This window comes from Vibrio penaeicida, assembly GCF_030689305.1.
Classification (GTDB): Bacteria; Pseudomonadota; Gammaproteobacteria; order Enterobacterales; family Vibrionaceae; genus Vibrio; species Vibrio penaeicida_B.
This window is the reverse complement of record NZ_JAUYVM010000015.1, coordinates 42,689-59,572: the sequence shown is the minus strand read 5'-3', so window position 1 is coordinate 59,572 and position 16,884 is coordinate 42,689. Positions and strand designations below refer to the sequence as shown.

The following is a 16,884-nucleotide window of genomic DNA, read 5'->3' as shown; positions in this document are numbered from 1 at the left end:
GATGATGGATATTATGACTTTTAATTCAACACTTTCAAATACAAGAGCAAAACGTATATTTCTCGCAAAACGTTTGTTTGATCTGGCGTGTGCATTTCTGGGCGCATGTGCGACCCTACCTTTGTATCCTATTATCGCTATTGCAATAAAATTGGATTCAAAAGGACCGATATTTTACGGGCAAGAGCGTGTTGGAAAGATCACGAAATCGGGAATTTCTAAATTTATGATGATCAAGTTTCGCACCATGTACACAGATGCAGAATCCAAAACAGGAGCGACTTGGGCAAAAGACAACGACCCGCGAATCACTCGAGTTGGTCTATTCTTAAGGAAAACGAGATTGGATGAAATTCCCCAGTTCTGGAATGTCTTAAAGGGGGATATGTCGTTGATCGGTCCTCGCCCTGAGCGCCCTTGCTTCTACGGTAAATTAGAATCTCAAATCCCGTTTTTCTCGGATCGAACATATGGCGTTCTACCTGGAATTACCGGGCTTGCACAAGTTAACCAAGGTTACGATACCTGTATAGAGGACGTACGTTCGAAGGTGGGGTACGATCACAGCTACGCATTAGCGCTCATGTCCTTTTCAAGCTGGATTAAAATGGACTGGGAAATTATCAAGAAAACCATTTTGGTTGTGGTATACGCTCGTGGTCGCTAATCTTGTTGTTTTATCCCCGTTCATATCAGAAAAAGCTCAATTTACCCTAGGTACCTTGAGCTTTTCTATAAATGGCGTTTGCACGCTGGATTAGTTTGTCATAGTGACGTGTTGTGCTGACACTTGCGCTGAAGCTTCTTCATCAGAAAAGTAGAGCTCCAACTCTTCGATATTAATCGCGCGTGAGAAATAATATCCTTGTAAAACATCAACATTACAGCTTCGAACAAAATCCAGTTCTTCGTCTGTTTCTATACCTTCTGATACCACGGTAAAACCCAGACGCTTTAAGGTAGATACGACAGACCGGTAAAGTTCTTTTCCTTTAACATTATTAGCCTGTTTTAAGAATATACGATCCAACTTAATCACATCGGCATCTAATGCCCCAAGCATCGATAGGCTTGAATACCCAGTGCCAAAATCATCAATGGCGACCTTAAAACCAGCTTCACGCAATATTCCAACGCTCTCACTGACTAATTCCACATGCTGGGAATAAATGGATTCGGTAATTTCAAACAAAACAGGGTAGCCAGACAGCTGCTTAATGACTTCCGAGATGAATTTCTTATCACTCAGAGAATCGACATTGAGGTTCAAACTGATCTTCAAGCCAAAATTTTTGAACAAAGGTTGGCTCTTTACGTCATTTTCAACCGCATCTACCACCCACTTATCAATGTATTCTCCAATTTTTGCATTTTCGAAATGCTGAATAAAATCAGGAGAATTGGGTCTGTGCTCGCTTTCCAATCGAAGTAGAGACTCTACGCCAACCATCTTAAGTGTTTTGGAATCAAACTGAGGCTGGTAATACATTTTCAGTTCACCCGCCAATATTTCCTTTAAGCTTTGATTCAACTTATCTTGTTGAGCCACTAACTCATCATGCATCCCCATAAAGGTGACCTCTTTTTGAACGGGAACGGCGTAACTGAATCGAAGCTTTCTAATTAGCGTATTAAGCAAACTATCATTACTGGTGTTGGTGTATTTTCTCACAAATGGCATGTAAATAAGCACACCCATACCGACTGTTACGAACTGCAATATTATTGCCTTCACGCTACCGCCTGTGACCAGATACGAATCGAGCAGTGATGGTGTTACCCATTCAATACTGTCTCGGACGACCGTAATATCCAACGCAGATATCCACATTTGAGCAAACAGATGGTTAGCAAGTGGCACTAATACAAATGGTACAGCTAAAATTGGGTTGAAAATAATTGGTAATCCGAAAACCAATAATTCGTTCACATTGATTATTGCAAAAGGTATGGAAAGCTTAGCGAGCGTTCTTGCGTATTTCATGTTAGAAAATAGCAATATAGAGATAATTAACGACCACGTACTACCAGCACCGCCATAAATAACAAACACATCGAAAAACATACTAAACGACATATTTGTCACATAGACGTCTGAAACAAAAGAAGAATCAAAAAAGGTGTAATAAGCGGCTGCACCGTGTATTCCTGACAGCCAGGTGATGTGGATGATGAGCGTATGCAAATAAGCTTGAATACCAGCAGGCCATTGGGCAATCACGTCCACAAGAGTCTGGAACGTATATTGACCAAATAGATAGTACAGGGCTCCCATTCCCATAAAGACAACGAGGTGAGGCATCATCCCGTTTATCGCACCTTCTAAAACAGGGTTAACGACCCTAGTGTGTATCAGCTTGTATTTCACGTAGCGATTCACAAGGAAATACCCTAAGCAAACCATAACAGGCACAAATACCGCATCATCGAGAACAAACGCGTCCGAGAGAATCAGCCCGTTTTCGGTCTTCGTAATGTAGCCTGAAAAGATGAGAAACATTGTTAAAGCAAGGGAAGTGACCAGCAACCGCTCATCAAAGAAATGAAAAGAAAGGTGATAGGCGAGTGTACATGTAAGTAAAACTGGGAATATTTTTCCGAGCAAAATATCTATAGTTGCAATATCTTCATAGGGAATCAGCTCATAATTATTGTTTACAACAATAAATACAATCCAAGCCGAACGGAAAAATAAATAAGGGATCAGTGAGACCATCGCCGCTCTAAATGAGCTTAAAATGATTTGAAATATGGCTTTCATTTCAATATTCGCCTGATTTATACATAATCTGTATGCATATACGCAAGTTCATTAACCACAATATAAAAGTGGCTACCACAACGCTATGTGCAGATTATAGAGTAAAGCGTGCGCAATACTGTTCTTAATTTAGAGAATAAAAAAAGAAATTAAAAACCAAGTTGAATAAACACAAACAATGACTGGAATTAGCCTGATTTATGAAACTTTTGTGACATCTTCTTCTGGCAGTTCCACTTTAAGCTGATCTATATTGATGATGCCGCTGAGTTCATGAATTCGATTGATGAGCCTTTCGTTCAATACCACTCCATCCGCTATTAAACGGGAGCCGTTTGCAGCACAGATATCTTGCTTTAAACGCATACCCACTTCCAGATCACTCAATTTGGAAATCAACCTTTCATTAAGGCCTAACGTTGGTTTTTCAGGCGCATTGTTCACTGGCTTAATTTCATGCTGAACAGCAGGGTCTTCAGTCATGCAATCAAAATCGGATTCAACTTGATGGTATTCATGTTCATGGAAGAGTTGGGCAGATTCGCTAAACGCAGCCACTATCTTTTCTTTCGCCATGTCGAGGGTGATTGGCTTTACAAGGAACGAGTTGATGTCTAGGTTCATACAAGCACGTAATACTTCCGTATTTGAATAGGACGTCACCGCAATTATTCTCGTGGATTTATCGTTGCTAGTATTGCCCGTTCGAACTTCTTTCAACAATTCAATTCCGTTCATTTCAGGCATGTTGATATCGGTAATAATGATATCGACTTTATGCATATCCAGTTTTTGAATCGCGATTTTACCATTTGGGGCAGTGAGGATATTTTCTACTCCGAGCCTAAGCAGCATAGAAAGAGTCGCCTTTCGGGAGAAATCATGATCTTCGACGATCATGACCGTTATTTTGGAGAATATTTCTGACGCCTTCATAGTGTTTTCCTTCCCAGCTTTTTAACGTTGTTTTTCAATCTTCAATCCCTAGTTTTAGTAACCTATTCAAGCTATATAATTTTTTCTTTTTCTAAGTATTTTTGAATGTCTGTTACTTTTGTAACACTTTGTTGATAAACGTTTTCTAAGTGCCCCCAATCCTGTTTCAATGCTTCATTTTGCATGGTCATAAATGATTCTGCCAACCGTTCTGCGCCTGCTGAATTCGCCGCACCTTTTGCGGCATGAGCGATACTTTGAATCTGGCTTTCGTCTTTATTGGTTAGCGCACTTTCCAATGCGTTCATGTCTTCTTGCAGTGAATCCCAGTAACCTTGTAAAAGCGGAGCAACGACGTCCAATTCAGCAGTGCCGAGAATGGCTTCAAGCCGTTCAAGATTGATGGCGTTCGACTCTTCTAGCTCTGATATTTGCAAATCGTGCTTAAACGGCGCATCAACATTAACCTGGTGGTCGGCATGCTCGCTCTCATCGTTTTCACTGCTTGATTCGACTGACGCGTCCAGCCACTTATCTAATATTTTCCCTAATGTATTCAATTCCACGGGTTTAGAAAGGTAATCGTCCATTCCTGCTTGGATGCAATGCTCTGCCGAACCAACTAACGCGTTAGCGGTAATCGCAATGACCGGCGTTCTCTGCGCTGCATCTTGTTCGATCTCTATTTTTCGTATTTCTTTCGTGAGTTCAAAGCCATCCATTATCGGCATATGGCAGTCTGTTAGTACGAGCCCGTAGCGCCCCTTATTCCACATATTCAAGCCCGCTAGACCGTCCTCTGCCATGTCACACACATAACCTAACCGATTTAATTGCCTTTCTATCACATCACGATTGGTGGGCTGATCTTCCGCCACCAATATAAGCCTGCCTTCTTTCTCAGCCTGCTCTTTTGTAGGCAAATCTTTAGTAGCCCTTAGTTTTTGTTTGTTTTCAACGATAGGGCTGCGTTTGCCCATTAAGATCGCAATACCCATTTCAAGTTCACTCGGTTTTAAAGGGTGCGCGCCAGATACCATCGTATTGGAAGAGACAAACCCTTTACTTGAAGAGGAATCCTCGGACAACAGCAATGTTTTCGCTTTACCATCAAGCAACTTCCCTATGTTCCCTTCATACACTATATCGATGTCTTTCGAGGAATATTCAGGGCCTGCAATCATGATATTGAAGCCTTTTTCTTCATGAGTAAGCACCATTTCGGCTTTCGCAAATGAAGAAACAGAAACCACCTCACAACCCACCGATTCGAGATTGTATTTCACTACTTCACTAAGCTCTGGAGAACGTAAGACCGACAGAATTCTCGCTTCTGAGTAAGGGATGTCATCCTGCTCCATTCGGAAATTGAGGTCATAAACGCAGGGTATTGTCATGATGAAACAACTGCCCTCACCCACCTGACTTTCTACCCGAATACGCCCGCCCATCATTTCAATCAGTGATTTTGTGATAGACAAGCCTAGCCCGGTGCCTCCGTATACTCGGGTAGTCGATGTGTCTGCTTGTGTGAATGCGGAAAACAACTTATCCATTTGTGATTGCGACATACCAATGCCGTTGTCTTGTACACGGATTTCGATTTCGTCTCGACCATCATTAGAAACGAGCTCTGACATTATCCAAACTTGACCTTGGTAATGTTCGTCTCCACTTGTGAACTTCACTGCGTTGCCAACAACATTGAGCAACACCTGCCCTAATCGAACTCCGTCGCTCATTATGTATTGAGGAATACGGGAATCGTGTTTTAACAATAGGGAGATATTCTTCTTCTGAGCTTGTAAGAACAACACATCTGCCGTGCGCTCCATGACTACGTGGAATTCAACGGGTATGTTTTCCACTTGCATTTGCCCTGCTTCAATTTTAGAGAAATCTAAAATGTCATTAATAATGTTTAAAAGTGTCATTGAAGAATCGCGAATTGTCGTTGCCATTGTACTTTGCTCGGGGGTTAACTCCGTTTCGCTCAACAGATTGATCATCCCGACTACACCATTCATTGGCGTTCTAATTTCATGGCTCATATTGGCAAGAAACATCGATTTGGCTTCATTAGCGGCAGTGGCGATTTCACTCTCACGCCTTAGAACATCTTGTGCAGTTTTCTCTTTGGTAATGTCTATATTAACCCCACCCATCCCAATGGCTTCGCCCGTGCTTTCATCAAACACAACGTCCGCAGCGGCTTTGATCCATCTAACGTCACCATTCCCCCATTGAATCCGAAACTCAGAACTGAAACGCGATAACGTATCTTTTGCTGTCATCAACTCTTCTTCTGCACGAGAGGCATCCTCTTCCAGCACTCGTGCTTTCCACATGTCGTAAGTATCCGTGGCGTTTTCTCTGTCCACGTCGTACATAAGAAACATACGGTCATCCCATTCAAGCTCGCCGCTTCTAAAGTCCCAATTCCATATACCAATTTCCCCAGCTTCGGTGGCAAGGTTCAAACGTCTGACCAAATCTTGTAGGCTTATTTTGCTTAACTTAAGCTCCGACTCCGCGTGTTTACGGTCGCTAATGTCTCGTAACGTACCCAAGTAGTAAGCTTCACCATTAACCGCGACTTGTGTAATTGACATCTCCAATGGAACGAGCGTTCCTTCTTTGGTTTGCCCTATCACTTCATCGCTTTCATTCGCTCTGTCAGGCGATTCCACTGATATCGAGTGGGTCAGAAAGTTGATGCCTTTTTGTTCAAAATCATCTGCCAGTAAGGTATCAAATGGCTTGCCTAACAGCTCCTCTCTCGTCCAACCAAACAATTTTCTAGCGGAGTCGTTTATGTCTAGGATGGTTTCATCTAATTTGAAGATGATTAAGCTATCGATGGCTGATTTGAATACCGCCTTCATACGACTTTCACTGTCTTCCAATTCCAGCGTCGTTTGTGCAATCAGATCTTGCAGCATTCTATTAGCTTCTTGAGCTTCCTCTTTAGCCTGATGCAACTCAGTCACATCGGTTTGAATACCAATGAAGTGCGTTAATTCACCTTCATCGGAGTAAACAGGGTCAACATGTAAGTGACATTGAAATATTGATTCATCTTTGCGCTGATTTTGAATGTAGACATTACAAGACCTTCCTACTGATAAAGCACTCCTTAGCTCAATTAGCCCGGGTTGGTCTGGATCAGGACCATGAAGGAATCGAGGATTACGACCAATAACTTCCTCACTGGTATACCCCGTCATTGCCAAGAACGCATGATTGACATAAACAATAGGCAGTTCTTGGTCCTCAGCATCACACACCATCATTCCAGATTTTGCGGCTCGAATTGCTCGGCGCTGTAAATCCAGCTCTTGCTGTTGGTCTAGCGTTTTCTTAAGCAGCTTTTCACGTTCTTGAAGCCGGCTTTTAAATATGTCGACCGCCTTAATGATTTCCCCGACTTCGTCGTTTCGGCGATATTTAGGTAACGGCGTAGAAAAGTCGTTACGTGACAGCTGCGAGAATATATTCGCCAACTGTTTAAGTGGGGAGCTCACACGGTAGAACATGTACAAGCCCGTTGCTGTCAATACAGCGATAATCATAATAGATAGCAGCCACAGCTTTGTTTTGAGTTGGGCCGCTTCCACGAACGCCGATTCGGGTGGGACTTGGATGTAGACCTGCCAGTTTAAACCTGGAAAGTCATAAGCACCTAAGCTACTCGCGCGTAATCTTAACAGTACTTCGCCACCCTTTTGGTTCACCAATGAAATGCCTGACGTAGAGTCTCGATAAACCGTGGATTGAGTGCGATAGTGATCGTCGATATTTTGCCCTTTCAATTCCGAGTTTTCTCGAAAGTAATTCATCGATTGATTGTCTTTTGCTCGCATGTCGATAAGGACATCATCCTTTTGATCGACAAGCAGTAGTTGAACATTGTTGTAGCCTTTCATTAGCAACGATAAGTGGTATTCGAGAAAAATCTCTTCTAGGAACTTAAAATCCAATACGTTTACCCATACCCCCATCACCTCGCCAATATCGTTCTTTATTGCCGTTGCAAACATCATATCGAATTGCTCATCACGTACGTTCTGTTGACCAAAAAGAGACGGGTGGGGGCCATAAACCACGGTGCCTAATTCCGGAAATGCTGGGTTTGGTGACAACGGTTTTAAGTAGGATTCATTCAACACATTGTTGAACCACTGCTTTAGCAGTACTTTTTCCGCTTTCGATTCTATTGGCTTTATTTCCTCTCCGAAGACATCCATTCGGTTTTGCGCAACGAGATCACCTTGGTTGGTAAAAACCAAAATGTGACTGTAAACCTTATATTCGGTAATGAGCTTATCGAGGTATTCTTCTAGGTTTTGGTTTGGAGGGCTGTTTTCGCTAGGAAAGCTGGAGGAAAGCCTTGCATTTAAGGCAAAAGCTCGGGCATCGTGAAACCGTTCAAATAAGTTACGATCGATCTTTTCTATCAGTTCTTTTGCAACGTCCTGCATTTCATCTTGAACTTTATTTTCAAGTTCATGTGTTGCATTCCACGTAACGTAATAGAGAACTGAAAACAGTAATGTTGTAACAGCGATAAGTAGTGTTATATTTTTAACTTTGATTTTCATACCTAGCCTAAACCCATTTGGTTAATTGGCTACAATACGCAAACTTCTCTTTTTAACTGCACCGCGATCGTTTTATCTTTTTGTTATTACAATATTATTTAAGATTCAATTCTCGCTATTGCGTATTAAGCGCCCACTCTAACACTTACAATTATAGCTCACCTTGTTGATTCGCCACCCAATCTTCGGTTTTAGTGTCAGCTGGTTACAATCAAGTTTCTAAATACGTGTTTATCGAACACCCTTCTTGGCAAAAGCTCATTTTTATTTATATAAAGCTCAATTTTGAGTCTTTGTTGCGTATTGATTGCACATTGGCAGCGCTCTGCTTAACATGTGGCGCGTATCATTAGCTCCTCGCTATGTGGTTGCTTTCTTCAGTACACTTTTAGGGATGTAAAGTGCATGAAAAACCTATCTTTTAAAAACAAGATCATCGCTCTAATTACCATCATTGTTTCTATTACCATTCTGACTTCTTACGTCAGTGTTAATTACTTCATTAGCCAATACATTAATGATTCGGATACACGAAACATCAGCCACAACATCGAATTGGTTAAGAAGAAACTGAGTACCGATCTGCAACGACAAGTGAATTTGGCGAAAAGCCTAAACTTCAGCATGATGGATATTGCAGAGACCAAGGAAAACTCCGGTTTCTATAAAGTCGTTAAAATCGTAAACGACTACGCATTTGATGACTCCGGCATAATGGAAGAAGACGCTTCTCAAGCTTTTATTAACGCCGCATCTTCGCAAACAGAAATACCGGCCATCAGTGATGTGACAGTCACAAATGGCAAACCCCTTCTGACCATTTCAATGCGTCGTTCAGACGACTCTGTCGACTTCTTTGTTATCGACTTAAGTGAAATGTCATCCATTGTTGCCGACTACGCAATTAGCGGTAGTTACATCGAACTGATTTCTCAAAATGGCACTGTTATCTACTCAAATAAGCAAGGTGACAATCTAATGCCGTTTAACAAGCGAGTATCTTTGGGTGAAAAGAGCTGGCAGCTAAATGGTTACATCGACCTGGATTTAATCGAGAAAAATACGTCTTCGTTGAATTGGTTGATCACGATGGCTTTGATCGTCTGTGCCGTTGTTATTATCGGGATAAGTGTTGCTCTGCTGCATATCGCATTTAAACCTTTGCAAAACTTGAAAAGCGTTGTTGCCGATTTATCTAAAGGAAGTGGCGATTTAACTCAACGTTTGGATGTGGTTTCTCAAGACGAGATCGGCCAAATATCTCATTCGATTAACCTATTCATTGAAAAGCTTCAGAAGATGTTTGTCGAAGTTTCTCAATCCAGCCACAGTATTGATACTGCTGTCTCTCAAATAAACAGCCAAACAGAATCGAACTTAAACACGCTGAACAACCACAATATTGAAACCGAACAAGCGATCACGGCAATAAATGAAATGAGCGCTACCGCTGAATCCATTGCACAAAATGCATCTGATGCGGCGAAGTTAACCGAGCACACCTCTGCAAATGCTGAGGAATCAAAAGAAATTGTTTCTCAGGCGGTAAACAGTGTTTCAGCCTTGGTTGATGAAGTAAGCAGCATGTCTCAGTCTATCGGGACGATGAGTGCGGACACAAAACAGATCAGCACCGTACTGCAAGTGATTGGTGAAATTGCTGAACAAACGAATTTGCTTGCACTTAATGCGGCAATAGAAGCAGCCCGTGCAGGTGAGCAAGGCAGAGGATTTGCAGTCGTAGCCGACGAAGTAAGAGCCCTAGCCGCGCGAACGCAAGACAGTACCTCTCAAATAAACGAAATGCTGAGTAAGTTACGAAATGCCACCGACAATGTGGTTTCAGCAATGGAGTCTACGCGCAATAGTTGTGAGAACACCGCTGAGAATACCAATAAGGTCATGGATTCCCTAAACCAAGTCACCGATTCTGTCATTGAAATAAACGAATTGAATGCACTAATGGCAACCTCTGCGGATCAGCAAAGTCAGGTTACAGAAGAAGTGAATAGAAATATGGTCGCTATTCAGCAGATCGTACATCAACTGAACGACAACGCTTCGCAGGCCAATACCGTGAACCAAGCCCTTGATTCGACATCAAGCGGTTTAAATAAGGTTGTCGGACGCTTTAAAGTTCAGTAATTTAAGCAAAGTATCAACGTAGGCAGCGATCCAGTGATATCGCTGCCTTTTTTTGTGGCGCATTTTTCATAAGGATAGAGAAATGGATTGGAATACATGGATGATCTATGTCGCGGCGATATGCATACTCACCGCATCACCGGGTCCCAGTGTTTTGCTTTGTTTAAGTAAATCGGTAACACAAGGTTTTCGCTCGTCAGTATTTACCGCTCTTGGCAGCTTAACCGCCATTATGGGCATCCTAACGCTCTCTTTTACCGGGTTAGGCATGATCATCGCAACGTCCGAGTGGGTATTTAATATCATTAAGTGGACGGGTGCAGCCTATCTGATTTACCTTGGCGTACAGGCATTACTTTCTAAACAGGAAAGTTATGAAGTTGCTGAAGGAAAAAGCCAACAACAATCACCTCGCAGTTTGTTTTTAAGTGGTTTTATCGTGGGCTCCAGTAACCCAAAGGCCATCATCTTCTTTACGGCACTTTTTCCACAGTTTATTGACCCTCAACTCTCTTTACTCACTCAATATTCCATATTGGCCAGTACGTTTGCAGTGATGGAACTGTCTTGGCTTTTGATCTATGCCTATTTAGGTGCGAAATCTTCAAATTGGTTATTGCAAAGTGGTCGTGCCAAACTGTTTAATAAGCTGACTGGTGGCGTGTTTGTGGGTTCAGGTATTTTGTTGTCCACAACCTCACGCTAATAAATTCTCGAGAGGTGTTATGAGCATTCCAGAAAGTAAGGTGGCAATTGTTGCGGGCGGCAGTGGTTTAGTCGGTCATGAGTTAATGATGTTACTTCTCAAAGAAGACGCCATTGCAAAAGTCCATGCCATTGGAAGAAGGCCTACGCACCTCTCTCATTCAAAGCTTAAAGAGCATATCCACGTTGACCTGTCGGTAACGCAGTGGGATGAAAACTCCCCCTCTCCAGAAATTGGTTTTATTTGCCTAGGTACAACACTCAAGCAAGCGGGCTCAAAGGAAAAGCTGGCTAAAGTGGACGTTGACTTGGTGTGCAATGTTGCTCAGGAAATGAAATTGCTCGGCGTAACACGCATTGCTGTTGTTTCTAGCTATGGTGCAGACCCTGAATCTTACTCTCATTACTTGAAGTGCAAAGGACGCATGGAGTCAGCCTTATCAAAAATGGGGTTTGAAAGGGTCGTATTTGTCAGACCCGGTCCTTTAAGCGGCGAGCGTGATAAACCGCGAAAAAGCGAAATAATAACTGAATATGTTCTTAAACTCCTTTCGCCTCTTCTCATTGGCAAACTTGCTAATTTCAAACCTATCTCCGGAAAAGACGTGGCGCAGTGTATGCTCTATTCGTTATTTGAAACTCAAACATCTCAAACGTACCCCACCATTTTTGATACTCGTTCAATGTACGAGATGCTGGATAAATTTAAATAACCGACGTTTTAAATTCAAACTGATGAAATAAGGATCCGCTTTTACTTAATTACGACTCCTGCTTAATTCCCGCTCTGACTTGATTAAAACCTTTCACATGATGCTTTTACAGTGCCAAATCCAATTCACATACTGAAATCAAGCGTCTAAGCTCGTACTATTTTTAATGATAGAAGTAGTGGGTTGACCTATTCAGATTGGGTCATAGCTCCTCCGTTAAGTTGGAAGAACTATGACCAAAGTAGGTGGGATTTCTAACGGGAGCCAATCACATCAAATTCCGCTGCGGAAACAAAATCTCCTCGTCCGGATAGCGCCTCGAATTTGATATAGTTTGCTTTCATTGGCGTAAATAATAAGGTGTGCTCTCTGGTGTTTAGATCAAAATTACCGCTACTAGATTCCTGCCACTGGGTGCCATCCAATGAAAGCGAAATTCGATATTGCCCAATGGCGCCATTTCCTAAGTTTTCACGTGCAAGGTATCTAAACCCTGATACATCGAGCGTATCTCCAAACTTGATAACAAAACTCTGAGGCGCCCTTTGGCTTGCGTCACTAGGAAACCAAGGCGAGTGATACATGGTGTCAGGGTTATTATCAAAAGCTTTTTCAATTTCTGAACCCGGCTGAAAAAGAGGCTTTGAAATGAATGTCATGTTCTCTGGCAAAAAATCGTGCCGAGTACCAATCACATCAAATTCCGCTGCTGATACAAAATCACCTCGTCCAGATAAGGCTTCGAATCTGACATAGTTAGCTTTAATTGGCGTAAACGATAAAATGTGATCCCTAGTATTTGGGTCAAAAATACCAGCACTTACTTCTCGCCATTGCGTGCCATCCATTGATAAAGAGATTCGGTATTGCCCAATCGTACCATTCCCTAAATCTTCACGTGCAAGGTAACCAAATCCTGATACATCTAGTGTTTCTCCAAGTTTGATAACAAAGCTTTGAGGCGCCTTTTGACTTTCGTCGTTAGGGAACCAAGGTGAGTGGTACATGGTGGTTGGGTCGTTATCAAATGCTTTCGCCAGATCATAGCTAGATTGAAAATCAGGCGCTTGAACAATCGTTATTGTGCTCTTATCAAAATCGTTGGTGTTCCGAGTTCCAAACACATCAAACTCCGCCGCCGACACAAAATCCCCCACACCGGACAACGCTTCAAACTTCAAGTAACTTGCCTTAGTGGCATTGAATGTGATTTTTTGAACTTCCGATACACGTTCGAATTGACCACTGCTTATTTCGGTCCATTGGTTACCATCAAGTGAGAGTGAAAGCCTATATTGCCCAATAGCGCCATTTCCAGCACCTTCACGTGCAAGATAACTGAAACTATGGACATCAAACGTCCCACCTAGGTTAACAACAAATTGTTGAGGTGCTCTTTCACTGTCGTTAACTGGGTTCCAAGGTGAGTGATACATCGTTTTTGGGTCATTATCAAACGCATTCTCTATCGCATGCCCTTGCTGGTGTCTGGGTCGCTCAATAAAGACAAAATCGGACTTATTGATCTCGTTAAATGTAGCGGATTCAGGTCCACTTATTCTCAAGTTTGCCCAATTAATGCAATCACCAGCGGTACTGTTGTCAACATCTTCAACGGTTAACTCAACGCTACGTATTCCGGTTAACGCTAAATTAGGTTTGACGACGGTAGGACCTTCTATATCGTACTCCCAGGCTTTAAACCCATTCAAATAGATAGAAGCTTTAACGGTATTCCCGTCTACTTTGCAACTGTCGTCAATGCCCACATCCGCATTGAGTTCAGACCAGGTTCCATCAAGGAAGAACGTTAGAGACGACGGCGCAGAAACCCCAATCCCTCCAGAGAAAGACAAGCCATTCATTTGCATTGCGTCCCCTGTCACTGCCTTATCTTGCTGAGCGTTACCAACAGCAGTACCGTTAGAGAGGGTTAAATCAACCGTTTTAAGTGGGACTTCGATTTGTTCGGTGATCACATCAAACTCTCTCGCGGAAAAGAATTGACCAACACCCGCTAATGCTTCAAATTTTAGATATCGAGCATTCTGTGCCGTGAATCTCGCAATTTTCAGTTCGTTGCTTACCTCCCAATCACCTTCGCTAACGGGTTCCCCCCAGTTGCTCGTATCGTTAGATAAGAAAAGTCTATATTGCGTAACCGTGCCATTTCCAGCGTCCTCTCTCGGAAGATACGTGAAACCAGAGACTATGTAGTCCTCACCTAGGTCGATAGTGAATGACTGAGGTAGTCGATCGCCGTCGTTTTCTGGCCACCATGGTGAATGATAAATGGTACTGACGTCTCCATCTAGCGCATGGCTAAACGGCTGAAAATCTTGCTCTTTAGCACTTTGAATAATGGTGATCTTACTTTTGTCAAAATCTGTCTCGTAGAGTGGGCTCGGATAAGGTGGAGTCGCCGGTAATGTGGCTAATTCATCAATGTCTATATTAAATTCGATGCCTTGGTAAACTGATAGGTTTGGCACTTTGATATGGATGGTGCCAAATTTCTCATCTGCGGCGTAGTACCACCCCTGCTCAATAGCATTGAACTCGTCTAGCGTGCTCGCAGACGTCATTTCTAAATTGCCAAACCGTACACTTAACGGTTCCAGTAAAGAGTTCACTTTAAGGTGGTAACTGCGACTGGTCACTTGATCGGTATAGCTATTGTGCACGGTTGTCGCGTCAACATTGATCGTGATGTCTCCTGCCACATTTTCCGGCGCAGACACGCGGATGCTTGTATCTGCAAATGCATTTTGATCTTTGTATTGACGTGTTTCGCCATCGTCTTCAAACAACGTAAATTGGCTGTTACCATGGGGGTAGATATCTAGAATCAGGTGCGTTTTATCCTGCAACTGGTCAGATCGGGCGCCTTCATACATTGGAATAATCGCACCTGCGCGGACAAGTACAGGCATTGTGTCGATAGAAATCGGATAATGTGAGAGCAGTGTCCCGCCCGATGGCGATTGAGTACGGGTTCCGTCCCAGTAATCGATCCATAGCCCTTCTGGCAAATAAACGTCTTTGTGCCATCCGCCGTTTTTAAGCATAGGTTCATACACAGGGGCAACCAACAAAGATTCTCCATACATGTATTGATATTTGTAGGTTTCATCTTTAAGTACAGGATCGTCCGGAAACTCCCAAGTCATCGCTCTGACAATTGGAAAACCGATTCTGTCCGCCTCGTAAGCATAGTTATACAAGTAAGGGGTAAGAGCGGACTTCAACTTCAAATATTGGCGATTAATATCACGATAGGATTTACCACTTTGCTCTCCATCGTGCCACCAAGCGTGTTTCCTTTCTTTGTTGTCCCAGCCAGACATCGCTATTAACACTGGGGTGAAAGTTTTGAACTGAATATCGCGAGTGTATTTTTCAGCTCCGTTACCAAATATGCCGTTGACATCTGAAGAAGCGTACGCTTGACCTGAAAGACCGGAACCAATGAACGTTGGTATGTGCCAACGGATATAGTCCCAGCTAGAGTATTGGTCGCCCGTCCACGCAATCGAGTATCGCTGCGTGCCTGCCCAGCCCATTACCGTCCAAATCATTCCCCTTGTGTCGGAATTACTGATCAACCCCTGGTGAGCATCGTTATTCGCGGATAAAGAGTACAGCTTTCCTGGTCCTGTCCATGCTACGTCCAATTTGTAAACGCTGATGCCATCCGCGACTTCTTGCGCAATAGAATCTAACGAGCGTTGTGTCCATAAACCAGTTTTTATTCCCAGATCGTCTAGCGCATTGATGGTGCCTGATAGGTTTTCATATTCACAACCATACCCATCGTTAGGCAAAATCCACCCTATTGGCATATCGTAATTCTTATAAGGAATGCCCACTTGTTCAACAACATCCATCGTCGTTCCTGGTTCGGAAGGCCAGCCTTGTGGGTAATAGCCGTTCTTGTTGTTGTAACAATCCGCATCACCGAGATAGTACGCCCATCGAGGCATCAAATGAGGGCGACCCGTTAACGCGGTATATTGCTCGACAACGTCTTTAATAGAGTCCCCAGTAAAATAATAAGCGTCAAACCTATTTTCGTTGTAGCTGGATGTATATTTATCAATGATTCTAAAATCTTGTCCCCCATTTCGCCAAGTATTTCTAAGTACTCCGTAACCTTTGTCTGACATAAAAAACGGGGCAGGGTTAGGTCGGTCGTACTCGTCCCAACCGCCAGAATACGACGCTTCCATGATTTTGCCATTGAACTCAAACTCACCATTTTGCTGACCGCCGCCGTAGAAATGTTCCTCTAAGCCACTGGAAAGCGTTTGAGTAGTTTTCCCACTCGGCTTGTCCATCTTAAGCGATTCAATATCAAAGTTTGTTTTAGCTTGCCCAATGCTGATAGGAACAATTTCAGACCATAACGCGGTTGGGTCACCTTGCTTGTATAAAGAAAAGGTCAGTGGCGACTTCTGAATTCTTAATGATATTTCATTCGTATTAAGAGCGTAAAAATTGGAATTCGTCGTCAATTGAACATTCACATTGTCTACGTTGTTGTCGACGACAATGGTAGGAAGTGCGTTGACATCAAAGTCACTCGCATTACAGTTAAAATTATTGCATTGGTCGAGTAGCGCATCGACTGTCTCATTGACAAACGTCGCCGTTTGACTCGCCTGTATCCGAAATGTGTTCTCACTGAGGATAGAGATTTTAAGATGCTCGTTATCCGTTGTTTTTAGCGTGAGAGTCTGTCCGGTAAGTTGAATTGAATTTGCATCAATATCGCCGAGTTCCTTGGCATCGACAGCGGTTATCGTTGCAAAAACCAACGCCGTTGCGCTGATATATGATTTGGTACATTTCATGAATATTTTCCCTAATATCAGAAAGTGAACATCAAATATTGAGTGTCTCTTTTTCTTGATTCCTTTCGTTTTCTTTCGCTTTGTTTTCTATGCTTTTTATTTGTTTCTATTTATTTCCATTCACAGAAAATAGCGCTATTTTTTAATTTTTAAAGTGATGGTGTTCAAAA

General features: G+C 42.7%; 8 protein-coding genes. 4 read left to right on the top strand and 4 right to left on the bottom strand.

Annotated features, from left to right (window positions below; translation table 11 throughout):
- Positions 1 to 4 precede the first annotated feature (4 nt).
- Positions 5 to 667 carry a sugar transferase gene (locus Q8W40_RS20720; RefSeq protein WP_305400039.1) on the top strand — a complete coding sequence of 221 codons (663 nt, stop codon included), beginning with the start codon at positions 5 to 7 and terminating at the stop codon, positions 665 to 667.
- Positions 668 to 757: 90 nt separating this feature from the next.
- Here Q8W40_RS20720 and Q8W40_RS20715 read toward each other — a convergent pair whose 3' ends face one another.
- From Q8W40_RS20715 to Q8W40_RS20705, 3 genes are all read right to left on the bottom strand, one after another.
- Positions 758 to 2,761 carry an EAL domain-containing protein gene (locus tag Q8W40_RS20715; RefSeq protein ID WP_305399917.1) on the bottom strand — a complete coding sequence of 668 codons (2,004 nt, stop codon included), beginning with the start codon at positions 2,759 to 2,761 and terminating at the stop codon, positions 758 to 760.
- A 198-nt stretch (positions 2,762 to 2,959) separates the two neighbouring features.
- A complete protein-coding gene (locus tag Q8W40_RS20710; RefSeq protein WP_305399916.1) occupies positions 2,960 to 3,697 on the bottom strand; it encodes a response regulator in 738 nt (245 codons plus the stop codon).
- Positions 3,698 to 3,768: 71 nt separating this feature from the next.
- Positions 3,769 to 8,298, bottom strand: coding sequence for a PAS domain S-box protein (locus Q8W40_RS20705; protein WP_305399914.1), 4,530 nt, complete (start codon positions 8,296 to 8,298; stop codon positions 3,769 to 3,771).
- Positions 8,299 to 8,703: 405 nt separating this feature from the next.
- On the opposite strand from Q8W40_RS20705, the gene Q8W40_RS20700 reads away from it, so the two are divergent.
- The 3 genes from Q8W40_RS20700 (at position 8,704) to Q8W40_RS20690 (ending at position 11,861) form a co-directional block, all read left to right on the top strand.
- Positions 8,704 to 10,443 carry a methyl-accepting chemotaxis protein gene (locus Q8W40_RS20700; protein ID WP_305399913.1) on the top strand — a complete coding sequence of 580 codons (1,740 nt, stop codon included), beginning with the start codon at positions 8,704 to 8,706 and terminating at the stop codon, positions 10,441 to 10,443.
- Between the two features lie 82 nt (positions 10,444 to 10,525).
- A complete protein-coding gene (locus tag Q8W40_RS20695; RefSeq protein WP_305399912.1) occupies positions 10,526 to 11,149 on the top strand; it encodes a LysE family translocator in 624 nt (207 codons plus the stop codon).
- Positions 11,150 to 11,168: 19 nt separating this feature from the next.
- Entirely contained in the window at positions 11,169 to 11,861 is a 693-nt protein-coding gene (locus tag Q8W40_RS20690) for an NAD(P)H-binding protein (protein WP_305399911.1), read from the top strand.
- Between the two features lie 254 nt (positions 11,862 to 12,115).
- Here Q8W40_RS20690 and Q8W40_RS20685 read toward each other — a convergent pair whose 3' ends face one another.
- Positions 12,116 to 16,714 (bottom strand): discoidin domain-containing protein, encoded by a 4,599-nt coding sequence (locus Q8W40_RS20685; RefSeq protein ID WP_305399909.1) that lies wholly within the window; start codon positions 16,712 to 16,714, stop codon positions 12,116 to 12,118.
- Positions 16,715 to 16,884 lie beyond the last annotated feature (170 nt).

Coding starts and splice junctions, on each gene's coding strand:
- Q8W40_RS20690 (WP_305399911.1), top strand. CDS start 11,169: ATGAGCATTCCAGAAAGTAAGGTGGCAATTGTTGCGGGCGGCAGTGGT.
- Q8W40_RS20700 (WP_305399913.1), top strand. CDS start 8,704: ATGAAAAACCTATCTTTTAAAAACAAGATCATCGCTCTAATTACCATC.
- Q8W40_RS20710 (WP_305399916.1), bottom strand. CDS start 3,697: ATGAAGGCGTCAGAAATATTCTCCAAAATAACGGTCATGATCGTCGAA.
- Q8W40_RS20695 (WP_305399912.1), top strand. CDS start 10,526: ATGGATTGGAATACATGGATGATCTATGTCGCGGCGATATGCATACTC.
- Q8W40_RS20685 (WP_305399909.1), bottom strand. CDS start 16,714: ATGAAATGTACCAAATCATATATCAGCGCAACGGCGTTGGTTTTTGCA.
- Q8W40_RS20705 (WP_305399914.1), bottom strand. CDS start 8,298: ATGAAAATCAAAGTTAAAAATATAACACTACTTATCGCTGTTACAACA.
- Q8W40_RS20720 (WP_305400039.1), top strand. CDS start 5: ATGGATATTATGACTTTTAATTCAACACTTTCAAATACAAGAGCAAAA.
- Q8W40_RS20715 (WP_305399917.1), bottom strand. CDS start 2,761: ATGAAAGCCATATTTCAAATCATTTTAAGCTCATTTAGAGCGGCGATG.